At 58.7% G+C, this 17029-nt stretch carries 14 protein-coding genes and 1 pseudogene; 7 read left to right on the top strand and 8 right to left on the bottom strand.

What is annotated here, in order from left to right:
• Positions 1–58: 58 nt before the first annotated feature.
• Together ACYQ3S_RS13570 and ACYQ3S_RS13565 are read right to left on the bottom strand one after the other, a co-directional pair.
• Positions 59–2686 (bottom strand): cation-translocating P-type ATPase, encoded by a 2628-nt coding sequence (locus ACYQ3S_RS13570; protein ID WP_459689805.1) that lies wholly within the window; start codon positions 2684–2686, stop codon positions 59–61.
• A 360-nt stretch (positions 2687–3046) separates the two neighbouring features.
• Positions 3047–3229, bottom strand: coding sequence for a hypothetical protein (locus tag ACYQ3S_RS13565; RefSeq protein ID WP_459689804.1), 183 nt, complete (start codon positions 3227–3229; stop codon positions 3047–3049).
• A 330-nt stretch (positions 3230–3559) separates the two neighbouring features.
• On the opposite strand from ACYQ3S_RS13565, the gene pyrR reads away from it, so the two are divergent.
• The 4 genes from pyrR (at position 3560) to carB (ending at position 9433) form a co-directional block, all read left to right on the top strand.
• Positions 3560–4090: a bifunctional pyr operon transcriptional regulator/uracil phosphoribosyltransferase PyrR gene (pyrR, locus tag ACYQ3S_RS13560; RefSeq protein ID WP_459689803.1), complete on the top strand. Its 531-nt coding sequence runs from the start codon at positions 3560–3562 to the stop codon at positions 4088–4090.
• A 37-nt stretch (positions 4091–4127) separates the two neighbouring features.
• Complete coding sequence (gene pyrF / locus ACYQ3S_RS13555; RefSeq protein WP_186949512.1) at positions 4128–5045, top strand: orotidine-5'-phosphate decarboxylase; 918 nt, start codon at positions 4128–4130, stop codon at positions 5043–5045.
• A gap of 108 nt (positions 5046–5153) precedes the next feature.
• Positions 5154–6248, top strand: a complete 1095-nt coding sequence (locus tag ACYQ3S_RS13550) for a carbamoyl phosphate synthase small subunit (protein WP_459689802.1) — start codon at positions 5154–5156, stop codon at positions 6246–6248.
• The gene (gene carB / locus ACYQ3S_RS13545) at positions 6248–9433 is read left to right on the top strand and encodes a carbamoyl-phosphate synthase large subunit (protein WP_459689801.1); all 3186 of its coding nucleotides are present in this window, start codon (positions 6248–6250) and stop codon (positions 9431–9433) included. Before ACYQ3S_RS13550 ends, carB begins: the two co-directional genes overlap by 1 nt.
• A gap of 71 nt (positions 9434–9504) precedes the next feature.
• On the opposite strand, the gene ACYQ3S_RS13540 is transcribed toward carB, so the two are convergent.
• The 6 genes from ACYQ3S_RS13540 to ACYQ3S_RS13515 all read right to left on the bottom strand — a co-directional run bounded on the left by ACYQ3S_RS13540 (position 9505) and on the right by ACYQ3S_RS13515 (position 14679).
• Positions 9505–10614: a hypothetical protein gene (locus ACYQ3S_RS13540; RefSeq protein ID WP_459689799.1), complete on the bottom strand. Its 1110-nt coding sequence runs from the start codon at positions 10612–10614 to the stop codon at positions 9505–9507.
• Positions 10615–10663: 49 nt separating this feature from the next.
• Complete coding sequence (locus tag ACYQ3S_RS13535; RefSeq protein ID WP_021391045.1) at positions 10664–12286, bottom strand: recombinase family protein; 1623 nt, start codon at positions 12284–12286, stop codon at positions 10664–10666.
• A 95-nt stretch (positions 12287–12381) separates the two neighbouring features.
• Positions 12382–12579, bottom strand: a complete 198-nt coding sequence (locus tag ACYQ3S_RS13530; protein WP_032548367.1) for a hypothetical protein — start codon at positions 12577–12579, stop codon at positions 12382–12384.
• Positions 12580–12637: 58 nt separating this feature from the next.
• Positions 12638–13576 carry a MobV family relaxase gene (gene mobV / locus ACYQ3S_RS13525; protein WP_032548363.1) on the bottom strand — a complete coding sequence of 313 codons (939 nt, stop codon included), beginning with the start codon at positions 13574–13576 and terminating at the stop codon, positions 12638–12640.
• 182 nt (positions 13577–13758) lie between these two features.
• A complete protein-coding gene (locus ACYQ3S_RS13520) occupies positions 13759–14154 on the bottom strand; it encodes a replication initiator protein A (RefSeq protein WP_008666017.1) in 396 nt (131 codons plus the stop codon).
• Positions 14155–14265: 111 nt separating this feature from the next.
• Positions 14266–14679, bottom strand: coding sequence for a cysteine-rich VLP domain-containing protein (locus ACYQ3S_RS13515; protein WP_032548360.1), 414 nt, complete (start codon positions 14677–14679; stop codon positions 14266–14268).
• A 380-nt stretch (positions 14680–15059) separates the two neighbouring features.
• On the opposite strand from ACYQ3S_RS13515, the gene ACYQ3S_RS13510 reads away from it, so the two are divergent.
• From ACYQ3S_RS13510 to ACYQ3S_RS13500, 3 genes and pseudogenes are all read left to right on the top strand, one after another.
• Positions 15060–15605 (top strand): P-loop nucleotide/nucleoside kinase family protein, encoded by a 546-nt coding sequence (locus tag ACYQ3S_RS13510; protein WP_021391068.1) that lies wholly within the window; start codon positions 15060–15062, stop codon positions 15603–15605.
• A 37-nt stretch (positions 15606–15642) separates the two neighbouring features.
• A complete protein-coding gene (locus tag ACYQ3S_RS13505; RefSeq protein ID WP_021391066.1) occupies positions 15643–16443 on the top strand; it encodes a helix-turn-helix domain-containing protein in 801 nt (266 codons plus the stop codon).
• 25 nt (positions 16444–16468) lie between these two features.
• Positions 16469–16906, top strand: a pseudogene (locus ACYQ3S_RS13500) (GNAT family N-acetyltransferase); the annotation flags it as partial.
• Positions 16907–17029: the final 123 nt, after the last annotated feature.

Genomic DNA, 17029 nt, shown 5'->3' with positions numbered 1-17029 from the left:
AGGAAGGAAAGAGAAAAGGGGCGCGGACAGGAATCCCCTGTCCGCGCCCCTGCAGGGCTTAACGGGAGGACCAGAGGCTTTTGCAGAGCTGGATCGCCAGCGTGGGCAGGAACGCGAGCAGCGCGGCCGCGCCGAGCTGTCCCGCGGTGAACGGCGCGACCTGGAACAGCCCCTGCAGGCCGGGGATCAGCAGCACGGCGGCCAGCAGCGCGACGCCCGCGGCAAAGGCGCACAGGCTCGCCTTGTTGGTCAGCAGGCCGAGACGGAAGAGCGGCAGGCTGCCGCGGCAGTTGAAGCCGTGGAACAGGCGCGCGAGCGTCAGGGTGGCGAACGCGAGCGTCATGGCAAGACCGTCGCCGCCGGCGCGCAGGCCGATGAAATACGCGGCCATAGCAGCGCAGGCGATGAGCGCGCCGTAAAGAAAGATGCGCAGCAGCAGGCCGCGGGTGAGGATCGGTTCCCCGGGGTCGCGGGGCTTCTGGTCCAGCAGATCGCCGGACGCCGGCTCCACGCCGATCGCAATTGCGGGCAGGGAGTCGGTCAGCAGGTTGATGAACAGCAGGTGGACGGGCGCGAACGGCACGGGCAGCGCGAGGATCGAGGTGAAAAGCACGCACAGGATGCCCGCCATGTTGCCCGAGAGCAGGAAATTGATCGCGTTTTTGATGTTGGTGTATACGCTGCGGCCGTTGACGACCGCGCCCACAATCGTGGCGAAATTGTCGTCGGCCAGAATCATGGAGGCCGCGTCCTTGGAGACCTCGGTACCCGTGATGCCCATGGCCACGCCGATGTCGGCGGCCTTGAGGGCGGGCGCGTCGTTGACGCCGTCGCCCGTCATGGAAACGATGCGCCCTCTGCGCTGCCAGGCCTCGACAATGCGGATCTTATGCTCGGGGGAGACGCGCGCGTAGACCGAAACACGCTCCAGCCGCGCGTCCAGGGCGCTGTCGTCCAGTTCATCCAGCTCAACGCCGGAAAGCGCCTCGTCCCCGTCGCGGAAAATGCCGATCTGCCGCGCGATCGCGGTGGCCGTGACCTTGTGGTCGCCCGTAATCATGATGGTGCGCACGCCGCCGCGCGCCGCGTCCGCGACCGCGCGCACCGCCTCGGGGCGCGGCGGGTCGATCATGGAAACCAGGCCGATAAACGTAAAGACGTGTTCGTCCGCCAGCGTCAGCCCGCGCACGGCGTCGAGCGTCCGGCTGGCAAACGCCAGCACGCGCAGCCCCTCCTGCGACAGTTCAAGGTTGACCGCCGCGATTCGCGCCTTCCATTCCTCGGTCATGGGGACCGGACCGGCGGAGGTGAGGACATAGTCCGACCGGTCGAGCAGCACGTCGATCGCGCCCTTGGTATACAGGGTGGGAACGCCCTCGATATCGTGCAGCGTGCTCATCAGCTTGCGGTCGGAGTCGAACGCAAGCTCGGCCAGGCGCGGGTGCTGCTCCCGATAGGCGCTTTCGTCCACGCCGAGGCGGTCCCCGATCATGACCAGCGCGACCTCGGTCGGGTCGCCGATCGCCTCGCCGGTCTGCTCGTCGGTGGTGGCGTCGCTGGCGAGCAGGGCGGCCTTGAGCAGCAGGCGCTGCACGCCGTTGGCAAGGTCGAGGTGCGGTTCGTCCAGCAGCATGTCGTCCGCGTAGATCTTCTGTGGGGTCATCTTGTTCTGGGTCAGTGTGCCGGTTTTATCCGAGCAGATCACGGATACCGCGCCCAGCGTTTCCACTGCCTTGAGCTCCTTGATAATGGCGTTCTGACGGGCCATCTTCTGCGTACCCATGGCCTGCACGATGGTCACGATCGAGCTGAGCGCCTCGGGAATTGCGGCCACGGCCAGCGCGACCGCGAACATCAGCGAATCCAGCACCGCCTGAAAGCCCCAGCCGCCCGCGTGGTACAGCGAAAGCGCGAACACGCCCGCGCAGATCGCCAGGATGATGCCGGCCAGGCGGCGGCTGAAGTCGTCCAGGCTGCGCTGCAGCGGGGTCTTGCGCTCACGGGTCTGGTTCATCAGGGCGGCGATGCGGCCCAGCTCGGTCTGCATGCCGGTCGCGGTGACGACCATGACCGCGCGGCCATAGGTCGCCAGCGAGCCGGAGAACACCATGTTTTTCTGGTCGCCGAGCGCGACCTTGCCGCCGGCAAGCGGGTCGGCGGTCTTTTCCACACCCTCGCTTTCGCCGGTCAGCGAGCTTTCGTTGACCTTGAGCGAAAAATTCTCCAGAATGCGCCCGTCCGCGACGATCATATCGCCGGCCTCCACCTCCACGATATCGCCGGGGACGACCTCGGCGGAGGGGACGACCAGCCGCGCGCCGCCGCGCACGACCTTGGCCGAGGGCGAGGACATGGCCTTGAGGCTTTGCAGGGACTTTTCCGCCTTGCAGTGCTGGACCGTGCCGAGCACGGCGTTCAGAAGCAGCACGGCGAAAATGACGATCGTGCTCTCCGCATTGCCGGACAGCATGGAGATCGCGGCCGCCGCGAGCAGGATAACGACCAACAGGTCCTTAAACTGGGAGAAAAACACCTGCAGGACGGATTTTCCGCGCTCTTCCGCAAGGGTGTTGCGGCCGTACCGCGCAAGGCGCGCGGTGGCCTCGGCGGCGGAAAGGCCGGCGCGGTCGCTGTCCATATCGCTGAGCGCCTGCGCGGCTGCGCGGTCATAGAAAACAGGTTGCATGTAGCCAAAACTCCTTTTTGTCAAAACAGTGGGGATGCGGCGGGGAACGGGATAGTTTGCCACCGGCGGCCGGTTTTTATCTGCGGCGGACCCTGACGCAAATAAAAAAAGACTTTTGAGTAAGCGCTTCGCGGCGTGGAAGCGCTTACTCAAAAGTCTTGTGACCGGCTGTGCCGGCGTCCGCCGCCAGACCGGAAATCCGGACGGGATGTTGACAGCGGAACTTATCCTACTCCCTTTTGAGGATGTAACCATTATAGGGGAGGCGCGCGCGTTTGTCAAGGGGAGCTTGCTGCCGTGTCCTGTCGGAAAAAGCGGCGGCGGGGGAGAAAGCGCGCTTTCTTCCCCCGCCGCCCCGTCTCAGCCGATCATATGGCCGACGCCCTTTGCCGCCTTGTGCATCGCATACTCGGCCTTGTTCGCCGCATGCTGAGCGCTCCGGCGTACCGAGGGGTTCAGCATCGCGCCCGCCGCGACCATGGAGACGACCGCGCCCGCCACCGCGCCGGTCGCAATGCCGGAAATGAAGGGAGATACATGCATAAAAGTCCGCCGCCTTTCATAATTTGATTTGTTTCGGTGCTGCAAGCATAGTATGTCCGGAATGTGCGCAGACTTGCATGTGTGCGGCGGCAACAAAAATTGCATAAAAAAACAAATTTGTTTTGGAGCTTCGGCTGTTTACAAAACCCGCGGCATACGATATAATATATCCAACAATCCGCCTTTAAGGCGCGGCCCGTGAGCCGCCAAGGCAGAAAACAGTGCGTACGCTGTCGGCCGCAGAGTGGGGGACAGGTGTAGCTTGGTACGGCTTTCTGCTTGTGGCGCAGGAGGCTGTTTTTTTACCATTTTTTGAGGGGAGGGCGCAGGATGGCCGGGCAGAAGGCCGTAATTATGGACGCGGACGGCGTGCGCCGCGCGCTGACCCGCATCGCGTTTGAGATCATCGAAAAAAACAAGGGCGCGGAGGACCTGCTGCTCGCCGGGGTGAAAACGCGCGGCGTGTTCCTGGCGCAGCGCATCGCCGCTAAGCTCGGCGAGGTGGAGGGCAAGGCCCCGCCTGTACTCGAGCTGGACGTTACCCCCTGGCGGGACGATAAGCCCCGCGCGGACGGGCCGCTGCCGCCGCCCGACCCCCGCATCGGCGGCGCGACCGTGGTGCTGGTGGACGACGTGCTGTACACCGGCCGCACCGTGCGCGCCGCGATCGAGGCCGTGTCGCACTGCGGGCGCGCGGACCGCATCCAGCTCGCCGTGCTGGTGGACCGCGGCCACCGCGAGCTTCCCATCCGGCCGGACTATATCGGCAAAAACCTGCCCACCGCGCGGGGCGAGCGCGTATGCGTCCGTCTGACCGAGGTGGACGGGGAGGACAACGTTGTGATCCTGGGCAGTGAGTAGAATAACCGCCATGCAGCGATAGAAAGGAAGAACATCTATGTCGATCCAAACATTAGTAGAAAAGATCAAGGAAAAAGGCAACCCCACCGTCGCGGGGCTGGACGCCCGCCTGGAATACATCCCGCAGCACATCGCGGGCCGCAACATGATGCTGCACGGCGAAACGCTGCGCGCGGCGGCGGAGAGCATGGTCGCCTTCAACTGCGGCCTGATTGACGCGCTGTGCGATATCGTACCCGCGGTCAAGCCGCAGGCGGCGTATTACGAGCTTTTAGGCTCGTACGGCGCGATGGCCCTCAAGGAGACCATCGACTACGCGCACGCCAAGGGCATGTACGTCATCGGCGACATCAAGCGCAACGACATCGGCGCGACCGCGACCGCGTATGCCGAGGCCTACCTCGGCAAGACCCGCGTGGGCGACACCGAAATCGCGCCCTACGGCTGCGACAGCGTGACCGTCAACGGCTACCTGGGTACGGACGGGGTCGAGCCTTTCCTCAAGGAGTGCCGCGAGCGGGACAAGAGCCTGTTCCTGCTGGTCAAGACCTCCAACCCCTCCTCGGGCGAGCTGCAGAACCGCGATATGGAGGGCAAGCCGCTTTACGCCCGCATGGCCGAGATGGTGGCCAGGTGGGGCGAGGGGCTGGACACCCCCTGCGGCTACAACCAGGTCGGCGCGGTGGTCGGCGCGACCTGGCCGGAGGAGCAGAAGATCATCCGCGGCCTGCTGCCCAGAAGCTACTTCCTGGTGCCGGGCTACGGCGCGCAGGGCGCGACTGCCAAAGACATCGCAAACGCCTTTAACGACGATGGGCTGGGCGCGATCGTCAACTCCTCGCGCGGCATCATGTGCGCGTGGAAAAAGACCGGCAGAAACGGCGAGGACTACAAGGAAGCCGCCCGCGCGGAGGCCATCCGCATGCGGGATGAGATCGTCGCGGCGATCCGATAAAATCTGATAGGGGGGGATCGGGTACCCCCTATATGATGACGCAAGCGCGGCTTGCGACTGGATTGAATGGAAATTCTGCGAATTTCATATATTTAGGAGCGTGGGAATTTGAAAAAAGCGTATTTACTGCTCGCGGATGGCACCCTGTTCGAGGGGTATTCCGTCGGCTACGAGGGACAGAGCATCGGCGAGGTCGTTTTCAACACCGGCATGGCCGGCTATCAGGAGGTGCTGACCGACCCCTCCTACTACGGCCAGGTCGTCACCATGACCTACCCGCTGATCGGCAACTACGGCATCAATTTTGAGGATTACGAGTCCCGCAAGAGCTGGGTCTCGGGCTTTATCATGCGCGAGATCGCGGAGCATCCCTCCAACTGGCGCTGCCGCCTGACGCTGGACGAATACCTCAAGGAGCAGAAGGTCGTCGGCCTGGCGGGCATCGACACCCGCCGCCTGACCCGCAAGCTGCGCGGCGAGGGCGTCATGAACGGCGTGATCTACACCGAGGGCTTCGAGCCGGACGAGCAGACCGTTGCGGCGATGAAGGCTTACGTCGTCAAAGACGCGGTGAAGGCTGTTACCTGTGAGGAAAGCCGCACCTATCCCGCCGAGGGCGAGCAGAAGTACCGCATCGCGCTGTACGACTACGGCGTGAAGTACAATATCGAGCGCGAGCTGCAAAAGCGCGGCTGCGAGGTCGTCACCATTCCGGCGCTCACCCCGCCCGAGGAGGTCGTGGGCAGGTTTGACGGCGTGATGCTCTCCAACGGCCCCGGGGATCCCGCGGAAAACGTGGAGATTATCGCCAACCTGAAAAAGCTGCTGGAAAGCAATATCCCGATCTTCGGCATCTGCCTGGGCCACCAGCTTTTGAGCCTGGCCATCGGCGCGGAAACCTGCAAGCTCAAGTACGGCCACCGCGGCGTCAACCATCCGGTCAAGGACCTGGACGCGGACCGCACCTATATCACCAGCCAGAACCACGGCTACGCGGTCGTGGGCGAAAGCGTCAATCCGGCGGTCGCCCGCGTGCGCTATGTCAACCTTAACGACGGCACGGTTGAGGGCGTGGAGCACGTCGGCCGGCCGGTGTTCACCGTGCAGTACCATCCCGAGGTCTGCCCGGGGCCGATGGACACCTCGTATCTGTTTGACAAATTCATCGAAAACATCGAAAAAGCGAAAGGGGGCGCTCAGTAATGCCGCTGCGCAAGGATATCCATAAGGTAATGGTGCTGGGCTCCGGCCCGATCGTCATCGGCCAGGCGGCCGAATTCGACTACGCGGGTACGCAGGCCTGCCGCGCGCTGCGCGAGGAAGGCCTCGAGGTCGTGCTCGTCAACTCCAACCCCGCGACCATCATGACCGACAAGGCCATGGCGGACAAGGTCTACATCGAGCCGATGACCGTGGAAGCGGTGCAGGAGATCATCAAAAAGGAGCGTCCGGACTCGCTGCTGCCCAACCTGGGCGGCCAGACCGGCCTCAACCTCGCGATGGAGCTGTGCGAGAGCGGCTTCCTGGACCAGATGGGCGTCAAGCTGCTCGGCGCCAAGCCGGACACCATCGCCAAGGCCGAGGACCGCCAGATGTTCAAGGACACCATGGAAAAGATCGGCGAGCCGTGCATCGCCTCCAAGGTCGTGCATACGGTGGAGGACGCGGTCGAGTTCACCCGCGAGATCGGCCTGCCGGTCATCATCCGTCCGGCGTACACGCTCGGCGGCACGGGCGGCGGCATCGCCTACACCTGGGACGAGCTGCGCGAGATCGCCGCGACCGGCATCATGTACTCCCGCGTGGACGAGATCCTGGTCGAGAAGTGCATCACCGGCTGGAAAGAGATCGAATACGAGGTCATGCGCGACGCCAAGGGCAACGCCATCACCATCTGCAACATGGAAAACGTCGATCCGGTGGGCGTACACACGGGCGACTCGGTGGTCGTCGCGCCCAGCCAGACCCTGTGCGACAAGGAATACCAGATGCTGCGCACCTCCGCGCTCAACATCATCACCGAGTTGGGGATAGAGGGCGGCTGCAACGTGCAGTTCGCGCTGCATCCGACCTCGTTCGAGTACGCGGTCATCGAGGTCAACCCCCGTGTGTCGCGCTCGTCCGCGCTGGCCTCCAAGGCTACCGGCTACCCGATCGCCAAGGTGACGGCCAAGATCGCGGTCGGCTACGGCCTGGACGAGATCGAGAACGCCGTGACCAAAAAGACCAAGGCCTGCTTCGAGCCGACCATCGACTACTGTGTGGTCAAGTTCCCGCGCTGGCCGTTCGACAAGTTCGTGTACGCGGACAATACGCTCGGCACCCAGATGAAGGCCACCGGCGAGGTCATGGCCATCGACAACAGCTTTGAGGGCGCGCTGATGAAGGCCGTGCGCGGCTGCGAGATCAAGCTGGACAGCATGATCGTCCCGCGCATCCGGCAGCAGACCGACGCGGAGGTCAAAAAGGGCGTGGCCCGCACGGACGACCAGCGCCTGTTCCACATCTGCGAGGCGCTGCGCCGCGGCATCATGACCATTGAGGAGATCCACGAGGTCACCACGATGGACACCTTCTTCCTGCACAAGTTCCAGAACATCATCGACACTGAAAAGGCGCTTGCCGCAGCGGACGCGATCGACGCGGCGCTGTACCTGCGCGCCAAAAAGATGGGCTTCCTCGACAAGACGATCGAGCAGCTTTCCGGCAAGGATATTTCCGCGGTAAAGCGCCTGCCGGTCTACAAGATGGTGGACACCTGCGCGGCCGAGTTCGAGGCCGAAACCCCGTACTACTACTCCACCTACGACGAGGAGAGCGAGGTCAAGCCCGCCTCCGGCAAGAAAAAGGTGCTGGTGCTCGGCTCCGGCCCCATCCGCATCGGCCAGGGCATCGAGTTCGACTACTGCTCGGTACATGCGGTCTGGGCGCTGCAAAAGCTCGGCTGCGAGACCGTTATCATCAATAACAATCCGGAGACCGTGTCCACCGACTTCGACACGGCTGACCGCCTGTATTTCGAGCCGCTCACGCCCGAGGACGTGACCGGCGTGGCCGAGGCCGAGAAGCCGGACTTCGCCATCGTGCAGTTCGGCGGGCAGACCGCCATCAACCTGGCCGCGCATATCGAAAAGCTGGGCATCCCGATCCTCGGCACACCCGCATGGAGCATCGACGCGGCCGAGGACCGCGAGAAGTTCGACGTGATCCTGGAGAAGTGCGGCATCCCGCGTCCGGCGGGCCACACGGTTATGACCGAGGAGGAGGCTGTCAAGGCGGCGGACGAGCTGGGCTATCCGGTGCTTGTGCGCCCGTCCTACGTTCTCGGCGGTCAGGGCATGGAGATCGCCTACAAGGAGGAGGACGTGCGCGAGTTCATGCAGGTCATCTCCCGCAACAAGGTCGAAAATCCGGTGCTGGTCGATAAGTACATGATGGGCCGCGAAATTGAGGTTGACGCCATCTGCGACGGCGACGACATCCTCATCCCGGGCATCATGGAGCACTTTGAGCGCGCGGGCGTACACTCGGGCGACTCGATTTCCATTTACCCGTCCATCAACATCGAGGAAAAGCACAAGGAGACCATCATCCGCTACACCGAGGCGCTGGCCAAGAACCTGGCCGTCCTGGGTCTGGTCAACATCCAGTTCGTGCTGTATAACGACGAAGTGTTTGTCATTGAGGTCAACCCGCGCTCCTCGCGCACCGTGCCGTATATCTCCAAGGTCACGGGCGTGCCCATGGTAGACCTGGCCACCCGCTGCATGTTCGGCGAAAAGCTCAAGGACATGAGCTACGGCACCGGCCTGTACCCGGAGAGCGACCACTATGCGGTCAAGGTGCCGGTGTTCTCCTTCCAGAAGCTGCGCGACCTGGACACCCAGCTCGGGCCGGAAATGAAGTCCACCGGCGAGGTGCTGGGCGTGTCCACCTCGTTCCGCGAGGCGCTGCTCAAGGGCCTGACCGGCGCGGGCTTCCAGATGAAGAAAAAGGGCGCGGTACTCATTTCCGTGCGCGATTCGGACAAGCAGGAGGCCATCCGCATCGGCGAGCGGTTCGAGTCCCTCGGCTTTGACATCTACGCCACCAGCGGCACGGCCAACGTCCTCAACCGCCACATGGTTGCAACCAACGCCATCCGCAACGTGGACGAGCCATCCCCCAACATCATCGACCTGATCGAGTCCGGCAAGATCGACTATGTGATTGCCACCTCGGTCAAGGGCCGCCATCCGGAGCTTGGCTCGGTGCATATCCGCCGCACCGCGGTCGAGCGCGCCATCCCCTGCCTGACCTCGATCGACACCGCCTCCGCGCTGCTGCGCTGCCTGGAGGGCGATGTGAAGATCGAAAACTGCGAGATGGTGGATATCAACAAAATCTGAGACTGTATTTGTATGGAAAAAGCACCGGAAACACGGTTTCCGGTGCTTTTGCTTTGCCTGTGGCATCTTTCTCACGGCGCAGGTGCGGCGGACGGCCTGGGTTTGCGGCGCAGGCTGTCGGCAAACAGCCCGATGCCTGCGCAGAGCGCCGTCAGCACCAGCAGGGTTGCCAACCCGCCAAGTTGAATGGTAATCTCCTCAGTACCATACGGGGAGGAGAAATTTTCGTACCCGATATCCATCCACAGCGCGACAGACGGCAGCCAGATGACCGCATATGCCGCGAGCAGGGCCGCACTGACGAGCGGCATGCGGCCGTGCGTCACGCGCCGCAGTATCAGCAGTACCGCCGTCAGCACCAGCAGGACGGCGGCCGCAGCAGTCAGCGCGGCCTGCCCCGCATCCGCAATCGCCTGCCCGAGCGCGTCTTGGTCGGTGAACTCCTCCCCATAGTCCGGCATGATGGCCAACGCGGCCTGCAGACGGTGCCAGCCGACCGCGCCCGCGCCCAGCAGGGCTGGCAGAAGCGGCAAGCCGACCGCGAGCGGTCGGAAACGGGTCTCTCGCTCCATGCGGCGGTAAGAGAACGCGAATACAGCAGTCAGCGCGAGCAGTAGCGGTACAGTAGCCATCGAATAGAACAGCAGCCAGGGATGATGGGAGTCGACATTCACATTCCCTATGCTGATTATGATACGGTAGCGGACGATCAGACCCAGTTCATTGGCGCTCAGCAGCCAGGCCAGCCAGTTGAATACCCACCACAGCAGCAGCTTGACCGCCCACACAATGCCGAACAGCCGGTCGGCCGTGCGTGCGCGGCGGCGGCTGACCGTTGTATCCAGGCCGAGCACCGCAAACCGGTCGCACTGCTTCCCGTGCCATACGCGGCATGTGATATAGGCCACCATCCCGATCACCAGATTGTGTAGCGCGCTCATCTGCCCGAACAGGCTGCCGTAGTACGCGGCCGCGAGGAGCAGCAGCACCGCCGCGAGCAGCAGCTTGTCGTCCACGCTGCCCAGCCGGTCGGCCAGATACGCCTGCGATGCCAGCCGCGCCTCGGGGGGCGGCTCCGCCGGTGCGCCGCTCTCTGATTCGCCGGCGGGCGGCGCCTCGCCCGCCAGCAGCTCGTCCACCGTCAGGCCGAGGATCGCCGCGAGCGGCGGCAGCAGCGTCACCTCGGGGTAGCTTGCGCCGGTATCACATACTTAAAGATATTGGTGTCATTCAATCAATTTTGCCGATGAAGCGGTAGAAGATTTCTACCTCCTGTTCCCGGCTTCCGTCCTCGTTCTTGACCGCCTCATGGACAAGGATTTTTTCAATCAGCGTGTTCAAGAGTTCAGCGGTGAGTTCCGTGGGATTGACGCACTCTTTCATCAAGGCAATCCATTTTTCTGCGTCTGCGGCACTCTGGCTTTCAGCGGCAATAGCAGATTGAAGCTGTTCAATCTTTTCTTCCAGTTCCGCCTGTTCGCTTTGGTACTTCCCGGACAGCATATTGAAGTTGTATTCTGTGATACGCCCCGCCGCCCAGTCCTCATACATCCGGGCAAACAGGGTATCGACCTCGGCTTTCCGCTTCTCCGCTTTTTTCAGTTCAGCAGCCTGTTTTTTTCTTGCGGCGGCCTGTCCTTTGTCATTGGCGTTCAGCAGCCGTTTCAAAAGCTGTTCTTCATCGTGCTGTACCAGCGCCGACCAGTATTGCAGACGGGAGAGGACATAGGCGTAAAGCACATCATAGCGGATGTAGTGCATGGAGCATTGGCGTGTGCCTTGCCCGTTCTTGCTACAATGGTAGTAGCCATAGGGCTTGCTGTTCTGTCTGTTCTCCCCGTAGGCCAGCGACCAGCCGCAGTCCGCACACTTTATCAGCCCCGCAAAAATCTGTGTCGTGCCATTCTTGCGCTCCCTCCGGCGGCTTGCGATCTGCTCCTGTACCTGCCGGAAAACCTGTTCGCTGATAATCGGCTCCTGCGTGTTCTCCACCCGCACCCATTCGCTTTGGGGCTTGCGTATCCTCCGCTTGTTCTTAAAGGAAATATTGGTCTCCCGGTAGTGGATGGTATGGCCGATGTAGGTTTCATCTTTCATAATGCTTTTGACCTGCGCTATCGTCCATGCGTAGCCTTTTTCCTCTGGTGCGCCAGCATAGATATTGGCGAAAGTCCCGTCACGCTGGAAGTTGATAAATCCCGGCGTCGGTACTTTTTCCGCAATCAATATCCTTGTAATGCTGGCCGCCCCTTTGCCGTGAATAGCAAGGTCAAAAATCTTCTCCACGATCCAGCGGGTTTCCTCGTCGATTATCAGCTTGTTCTTGATTTCCGGGTGCTTCTTGTACCCGAGGGGAGCATAGGCGCTGATACGCTGTCCGGCGGCAAACTTTGCCTTGAAAGCAGTTTTTACCTTGCGGCTGGTGTCCTTTGCGAACCATTCGTTGAACAGGTTTTTGAATGGCACAAAATCGGACAGTCCCTTTTCTGTGTCCTCATTCTCCGCAACGGCGATGTACCGCACCCGTTTTTCCGGGAACAGAAATTCCAGATAGTAGTCCATCATCACATGCTCCCGCCCGAAACGGGACAGGTCTTTGGTGACAATGCAGTTTACTTTTCCGGCTTCCACATCGTCCATCATGCGCTGGAAACTCGGACGCTCGAAGTTTGTCCCACTCCACCCATCGTCCACATATTCCCCGACCACATGAAGCCCCTGCTCCCTTGCGTACTGTTGCAGGATTGTCCGCTGCGTTTCAATGCTTACGCTGTCACCATAGCTTTCATCGTCACGGCTTAACCGCATATAAAGAGCCGTGTTGTAAATGGTAGTATTGTAAGGTTGTTTCACCGTAAAAATCCTCCTTCTAAAGAAACAACCCACGCTTACAATACTTTTGCTCTATGGCAATTATATCATAAGCGTGGGCGTGTATCAACGATGGGTCACGAAGAAGCTGCCCTTGCCGCCGTGTGCCGGACGACATCCACAATCAGATCGCCAATCGGACGACCGCCAGCGGCAAAATGTTCGGAGATTTTGATACGGTTTTTCCCACATACAAAATACTGTGTGCCGTTCTCGTCAGTAATGACCTGCCCGGTGTGTATTGTATCAATAATGTCGCTTTCGCTTTTTACCATCCAGTGTCCTCCGTATGATTATTTTTCATCATGCAGCTTGAATTTCTGTTCATAGCGTTTACCTCCCTCTTGTTCGCTGCTGCCGTTTCAGCTCCGCCAGCACTTCCGGCGGGATACGGTCAACCAGCCGCTGTAAATTGTCCAGTTCGCTTTTCAGCTTTGCCCGTTCCATCGTATCTTTCATCTTTCCTTTTTCGCTGGCCTTTGCCCTTGCTTCCAACTTCTCATTCTCCGCCAGCAGGTCATTGATTGTGACCTTGTACTTTTTCAACTGCCCGGAGAAATTCTCCATCTGCGGGAACCACTTTTTCAGCATGGAGAGGGCTTCCTCTTTTTTCTTTCCGGCGTTCAGCGGGTTAATGCCGTCCAGTGTGGCTTCAATGGCTCTTGCCTGCCGGGAGAGGGAAACCGCCTGTTTGAAAAGCCGGGTGGGGATATGCTTCCGGCCTGTCCTGCTGGCGCTCTCCCCACGCTCCAAGTCAGGATATTTCTCCACCATATAGGCGTGAAAATCGTCCTGCCACTTCGTCAGGTTTGCCCGGTTGCCGATAATCTCCTTTGCACACAGGCGGTTGTCCTTTGTCAGCGGAACAAAGGTCAAATGCAGGTGGGGCGTTTTCTCGTCCATGTGTACCACCGCCGACACGATATTTTCCCGTCCTACCCGGCCAATGAGGAAGTCCGCCGCCCTCTGGAAAAACGCCTGTATCTCCTTTGGGGATTTCCCCTTGAAAAACTCCGGGCTGGCAGTTACCAGCGTATCGACAAACCGTGTGCTGTCCTTGCGGGTTCGGCACCCGGCCTGCTCAATCCGGCTCTGAATGAAGTGGTAATAGCGTCCCTCCGGCTTGACGATATGGAAGTTGTATTTGCTCCGGCTTGTGTCAATGTCGGGATTGCTGGCATACTGTTCTTTCTGTCTTTCGTGATGGGCTTCCAGCGGCCTTGCCGGGTTGCCCTTGTGCTTCTCAAACCGTAAAATTGCGTGTTGTGCCATTCTGCTCCTTTCCCCATTCCTTTCCTATCCGGGGTTTTCCACAGGGAAAATCCCGCAGAAAATAGCTCGGATAGGATTGGAATGGATAGAATATAAATCAGTCTTTTTATCTTTGTATTTCTATATACCGTCCGGTTTTCGTACGTCTCAGGAGTGATTTCCGTACTTCATGGGTACGGTTTTCAGTCCTCCGGTGTACCAGAACGGGATTTCTTAAAGTCGGTGTTTGGAACCGCTTCATAGGATTTTGGGAAAATGCGGTTGGGTTTTCCACAGCCCTGCTTCTGGATCTCCACCAGTCCGGCGTATTGCAGTTCCCGCAGGGTATTCACCGCTTTCTGCCGCCCACAATGGAGCAGTGTGACCACTTCACAGATAGGGTAATACAGGAAAATCCGTCCGCAGTCATCCGCCCACCCATTCTTGCGGGATAACTCTGTCCGGCGCAGGATAAAGGCGTACAGAACCTTTGCCTCGTTGGACAGGGGCTTGAATGTGGGGGCTTCAAAGAGAAAATTCGGGAGCCGGGTGAAGCTGAACGCCTTTTCCGGCTGGTGGATATAGATGGTATTTGTCATAGTTCGTTTTGTGGACGGTTAGAAGCCCGTTTTCCGGGGCGGGCGATACTTTATACCACCTGCCCCGGTTTGGGGCTTGCAAAGCCTGATAAATCAAGGCTTTTTTCGCTCCTAACTGTCCACAGCAGACCTCCTTTTCCGTTCACTTTCTGTTTTCTGCCGCCTGTGAACTCTGGCGGCACAGCCGGGGCAGTATTTTGCCCGGTTGGATTTGGGGACGAACACACCGCCGCAGACCGCACAGCGTTTCAAGTCCTTATCCCGGAAAATTTCCGCTTCCAGCGTCCCGTCCAGCGGCAAGACCGCCCAGCGGAACCACTTACAGCAGACCGAGAAAGAAATCGTCTGCGGGCAGGTGCAGGTGTCCCCATCGTCAAGGGCAATGCAGTTGCCGTCCTCACAGCAACAGCACTCCCGGCGTATCAGGGCGCTTGCCCGTTTCCGCTGCGCCGGGGTCATGCGGTAAAGGGAACCGTCCGGCCTGCATTCCAGCGGCGGCAAGTCTTTGTAGGGATTATTTTTCATGCGTTCCCTCCGTTTTGCTTTCCGCTGCCGTTCTCCCCGAAAAGGCTTCCTGCCCCATTCCTGCGGCGTGTTCCGGCGTTGGCACGCTCACCATAACTTCGGGACAACTTGTCCCAAAGTGACCTCTGGACAAAGTGTCCAGAAGTCGGCTCCTTGCGGTGCTTCCCCAGCCGGGGGTATTCCTTTTCGGACGGTCATTCGGTTTTCAAGGTGCTGTCCATCGATGAACTAACCTAAGTCTACACCGAAATGACCGCCCGTCCCGTATATCCGAAAGGTGGGAAATCTGCCTGAAAATCCCCCCATTTCCACGCTCTCGGAATTGTGGTAGAATGGAAGAAACTGAACAGTAAATTTGAAGTTGTGGAGGTAACACATAGATGGATCAAGGTAGAATTATTGTAATCACAGGTTCGCCGGGGACGGGGAAAACTACAACGGCATCTACTGTTGCAAAAGAATCGGATTTGGAAAAATCTGTGCATATGCACACAGATGACTTTTATCATTATTTGAGTAAAGGGGCAATACCACCATATTTGCCAGAATCAAATGAGCAAAATTTGATTGTCATTGAAGCATTTTTAGAAGCCGCGAAGCGATATGCTCGTGGTGGATATGATGTAATTGTAGATGGTATTGTAGGACCGTGGTTTTTAGAGCCGTGGCTCAACATTGTTCAAGAGCATTATGAAGTACACTATATCGTTTTAAGAGCAAGTAAAGAAGAAACTATGAAGAGAGCTATCAAACGCTCAAAGTTAGACAGAGAAACAAATATTGAATTAGTTGAAACGATGTGGGAACAATTTTCCAATTTAGGAATCTATGAATCAAATGTTATTGATACAACTACGCACTCAGTCAAAGATACTGTATCAGCAGTAAAAGAAAAAATTGTAAGGGGTACTGCTTTACTGCTTTAGGCAATTCCAGTTTGTCGAGCAGACAAGGAGGGAGAACATGGAACTATCCATACAAGAACGCCTGAAAGACCTGCGTGTGGAGCGTGGCCTGACGCTGGAGCAGCTTGCGGAAGAAACCCATCTCTCCAAGTCTGCGTTAGGCAGCTATGAGGGGGACAAGTTCAAGGACATCAGCCACTATGCCCTTATCCAGCTGGCAAAGTTTTACGAAGTGTCCGTTGATTATCTGCTGTGCCGTTCTGAAACAAAAAATCACCCAAACGCCGATCTTGCAGACCTGCGTTTGAGTGATGATATGATTGAATTTTTGAAAAGCAGGCTGGTGGATAATGCCCTCCTGTGTGAACTGGCGACGCACCCGGATTTTCCCCGGCTCATGGCTGACCTTGAAATCTATGTAAACGGCATAGCGGCAAAGCAGGTACAGGGGGCAAACGCCATTGTGGACGCTGTGAGCGCAACTATTATGAAGCAGCACAATCCCGGTCTGACCGACCCGCAGTTAAGGCAGCTGATCGCCGCCCACATTGACGATGACAGCTTTTGCCGCCATGTGATACAGCAGGATATAAACAAGATAGCCCTTGACCTGCGGAAAGCCCACAAGGACGATTTTTTCAGTGTCCCGGAGGACAATCCTCTGGAAGATTTCTTGCAGACCGCCGAAGAAGCCGCCAGCCCAAACAGCGACCCGGAACAGGCTGCGATGGCCTTTATCTGCAAGCGGCTCAAACTGAACTATGGGAAGCTGTCGGAGGAGGAAAAGAAATGGCTGAAAAGGATTGCACAGAAGTCGGACTTGCTGAAAAATCCAAACCCGCAGCGGGGAAGAAAATGAGAAATTAGATATGCAAAAAGGAAAAATGAGATTCATTGAAGTAGAAACCAAAAACAGGACGGCGGATTTCATAAATCGGCTGCTGACGGTATGGGAAAGTTCTGTAAGAGCAACACACCTGTTTCTGTCGGACAGTGAAATCAAAAAGATAAAAGAATATGTACCGCAGGCGCTCGCTGGAATTGCGCATTTGATGATCGCAGAAGATGATAGGGGCTGCCCCGGGGCTTTTATGGGGATCAAGGACGGCACCTTGGAAATGCTGTTCATTTCCCCGGAAGAAAGAGGAAAGGGGCTCGGAAAGCGCCTGCTCCAATATGGGATTAAAACCTATGCCGTAGAGCGGGTGGCTGTGAATGAGCAAAACCCACAGGCCAAGGGCTTTTATGAACACATGGGCTTTCAGGTTTATAAAAGGACAGACCTTGACGAACAGGGCAATCCTTATCCGCTTTTATACATGATCCCTAAAGCGTCCAGGACGGAGGCGGTCTGCGAAAGCTTGCTGTCCGTGATGTCGGTAAACGATGCCGAAGCAGGGGTGATCGCAAAAAGAAATGCCAGACACAGGCTGAGTAATCTTTTT

Source organism: Agathobaculum sp. TL06 (assembly GCF_054658635.1).
The sequence above is the reverse complement of the archived record's forward strand: the minus strand, read 5'-3'. Positions and strand labels throughout refer to the sequence as shown.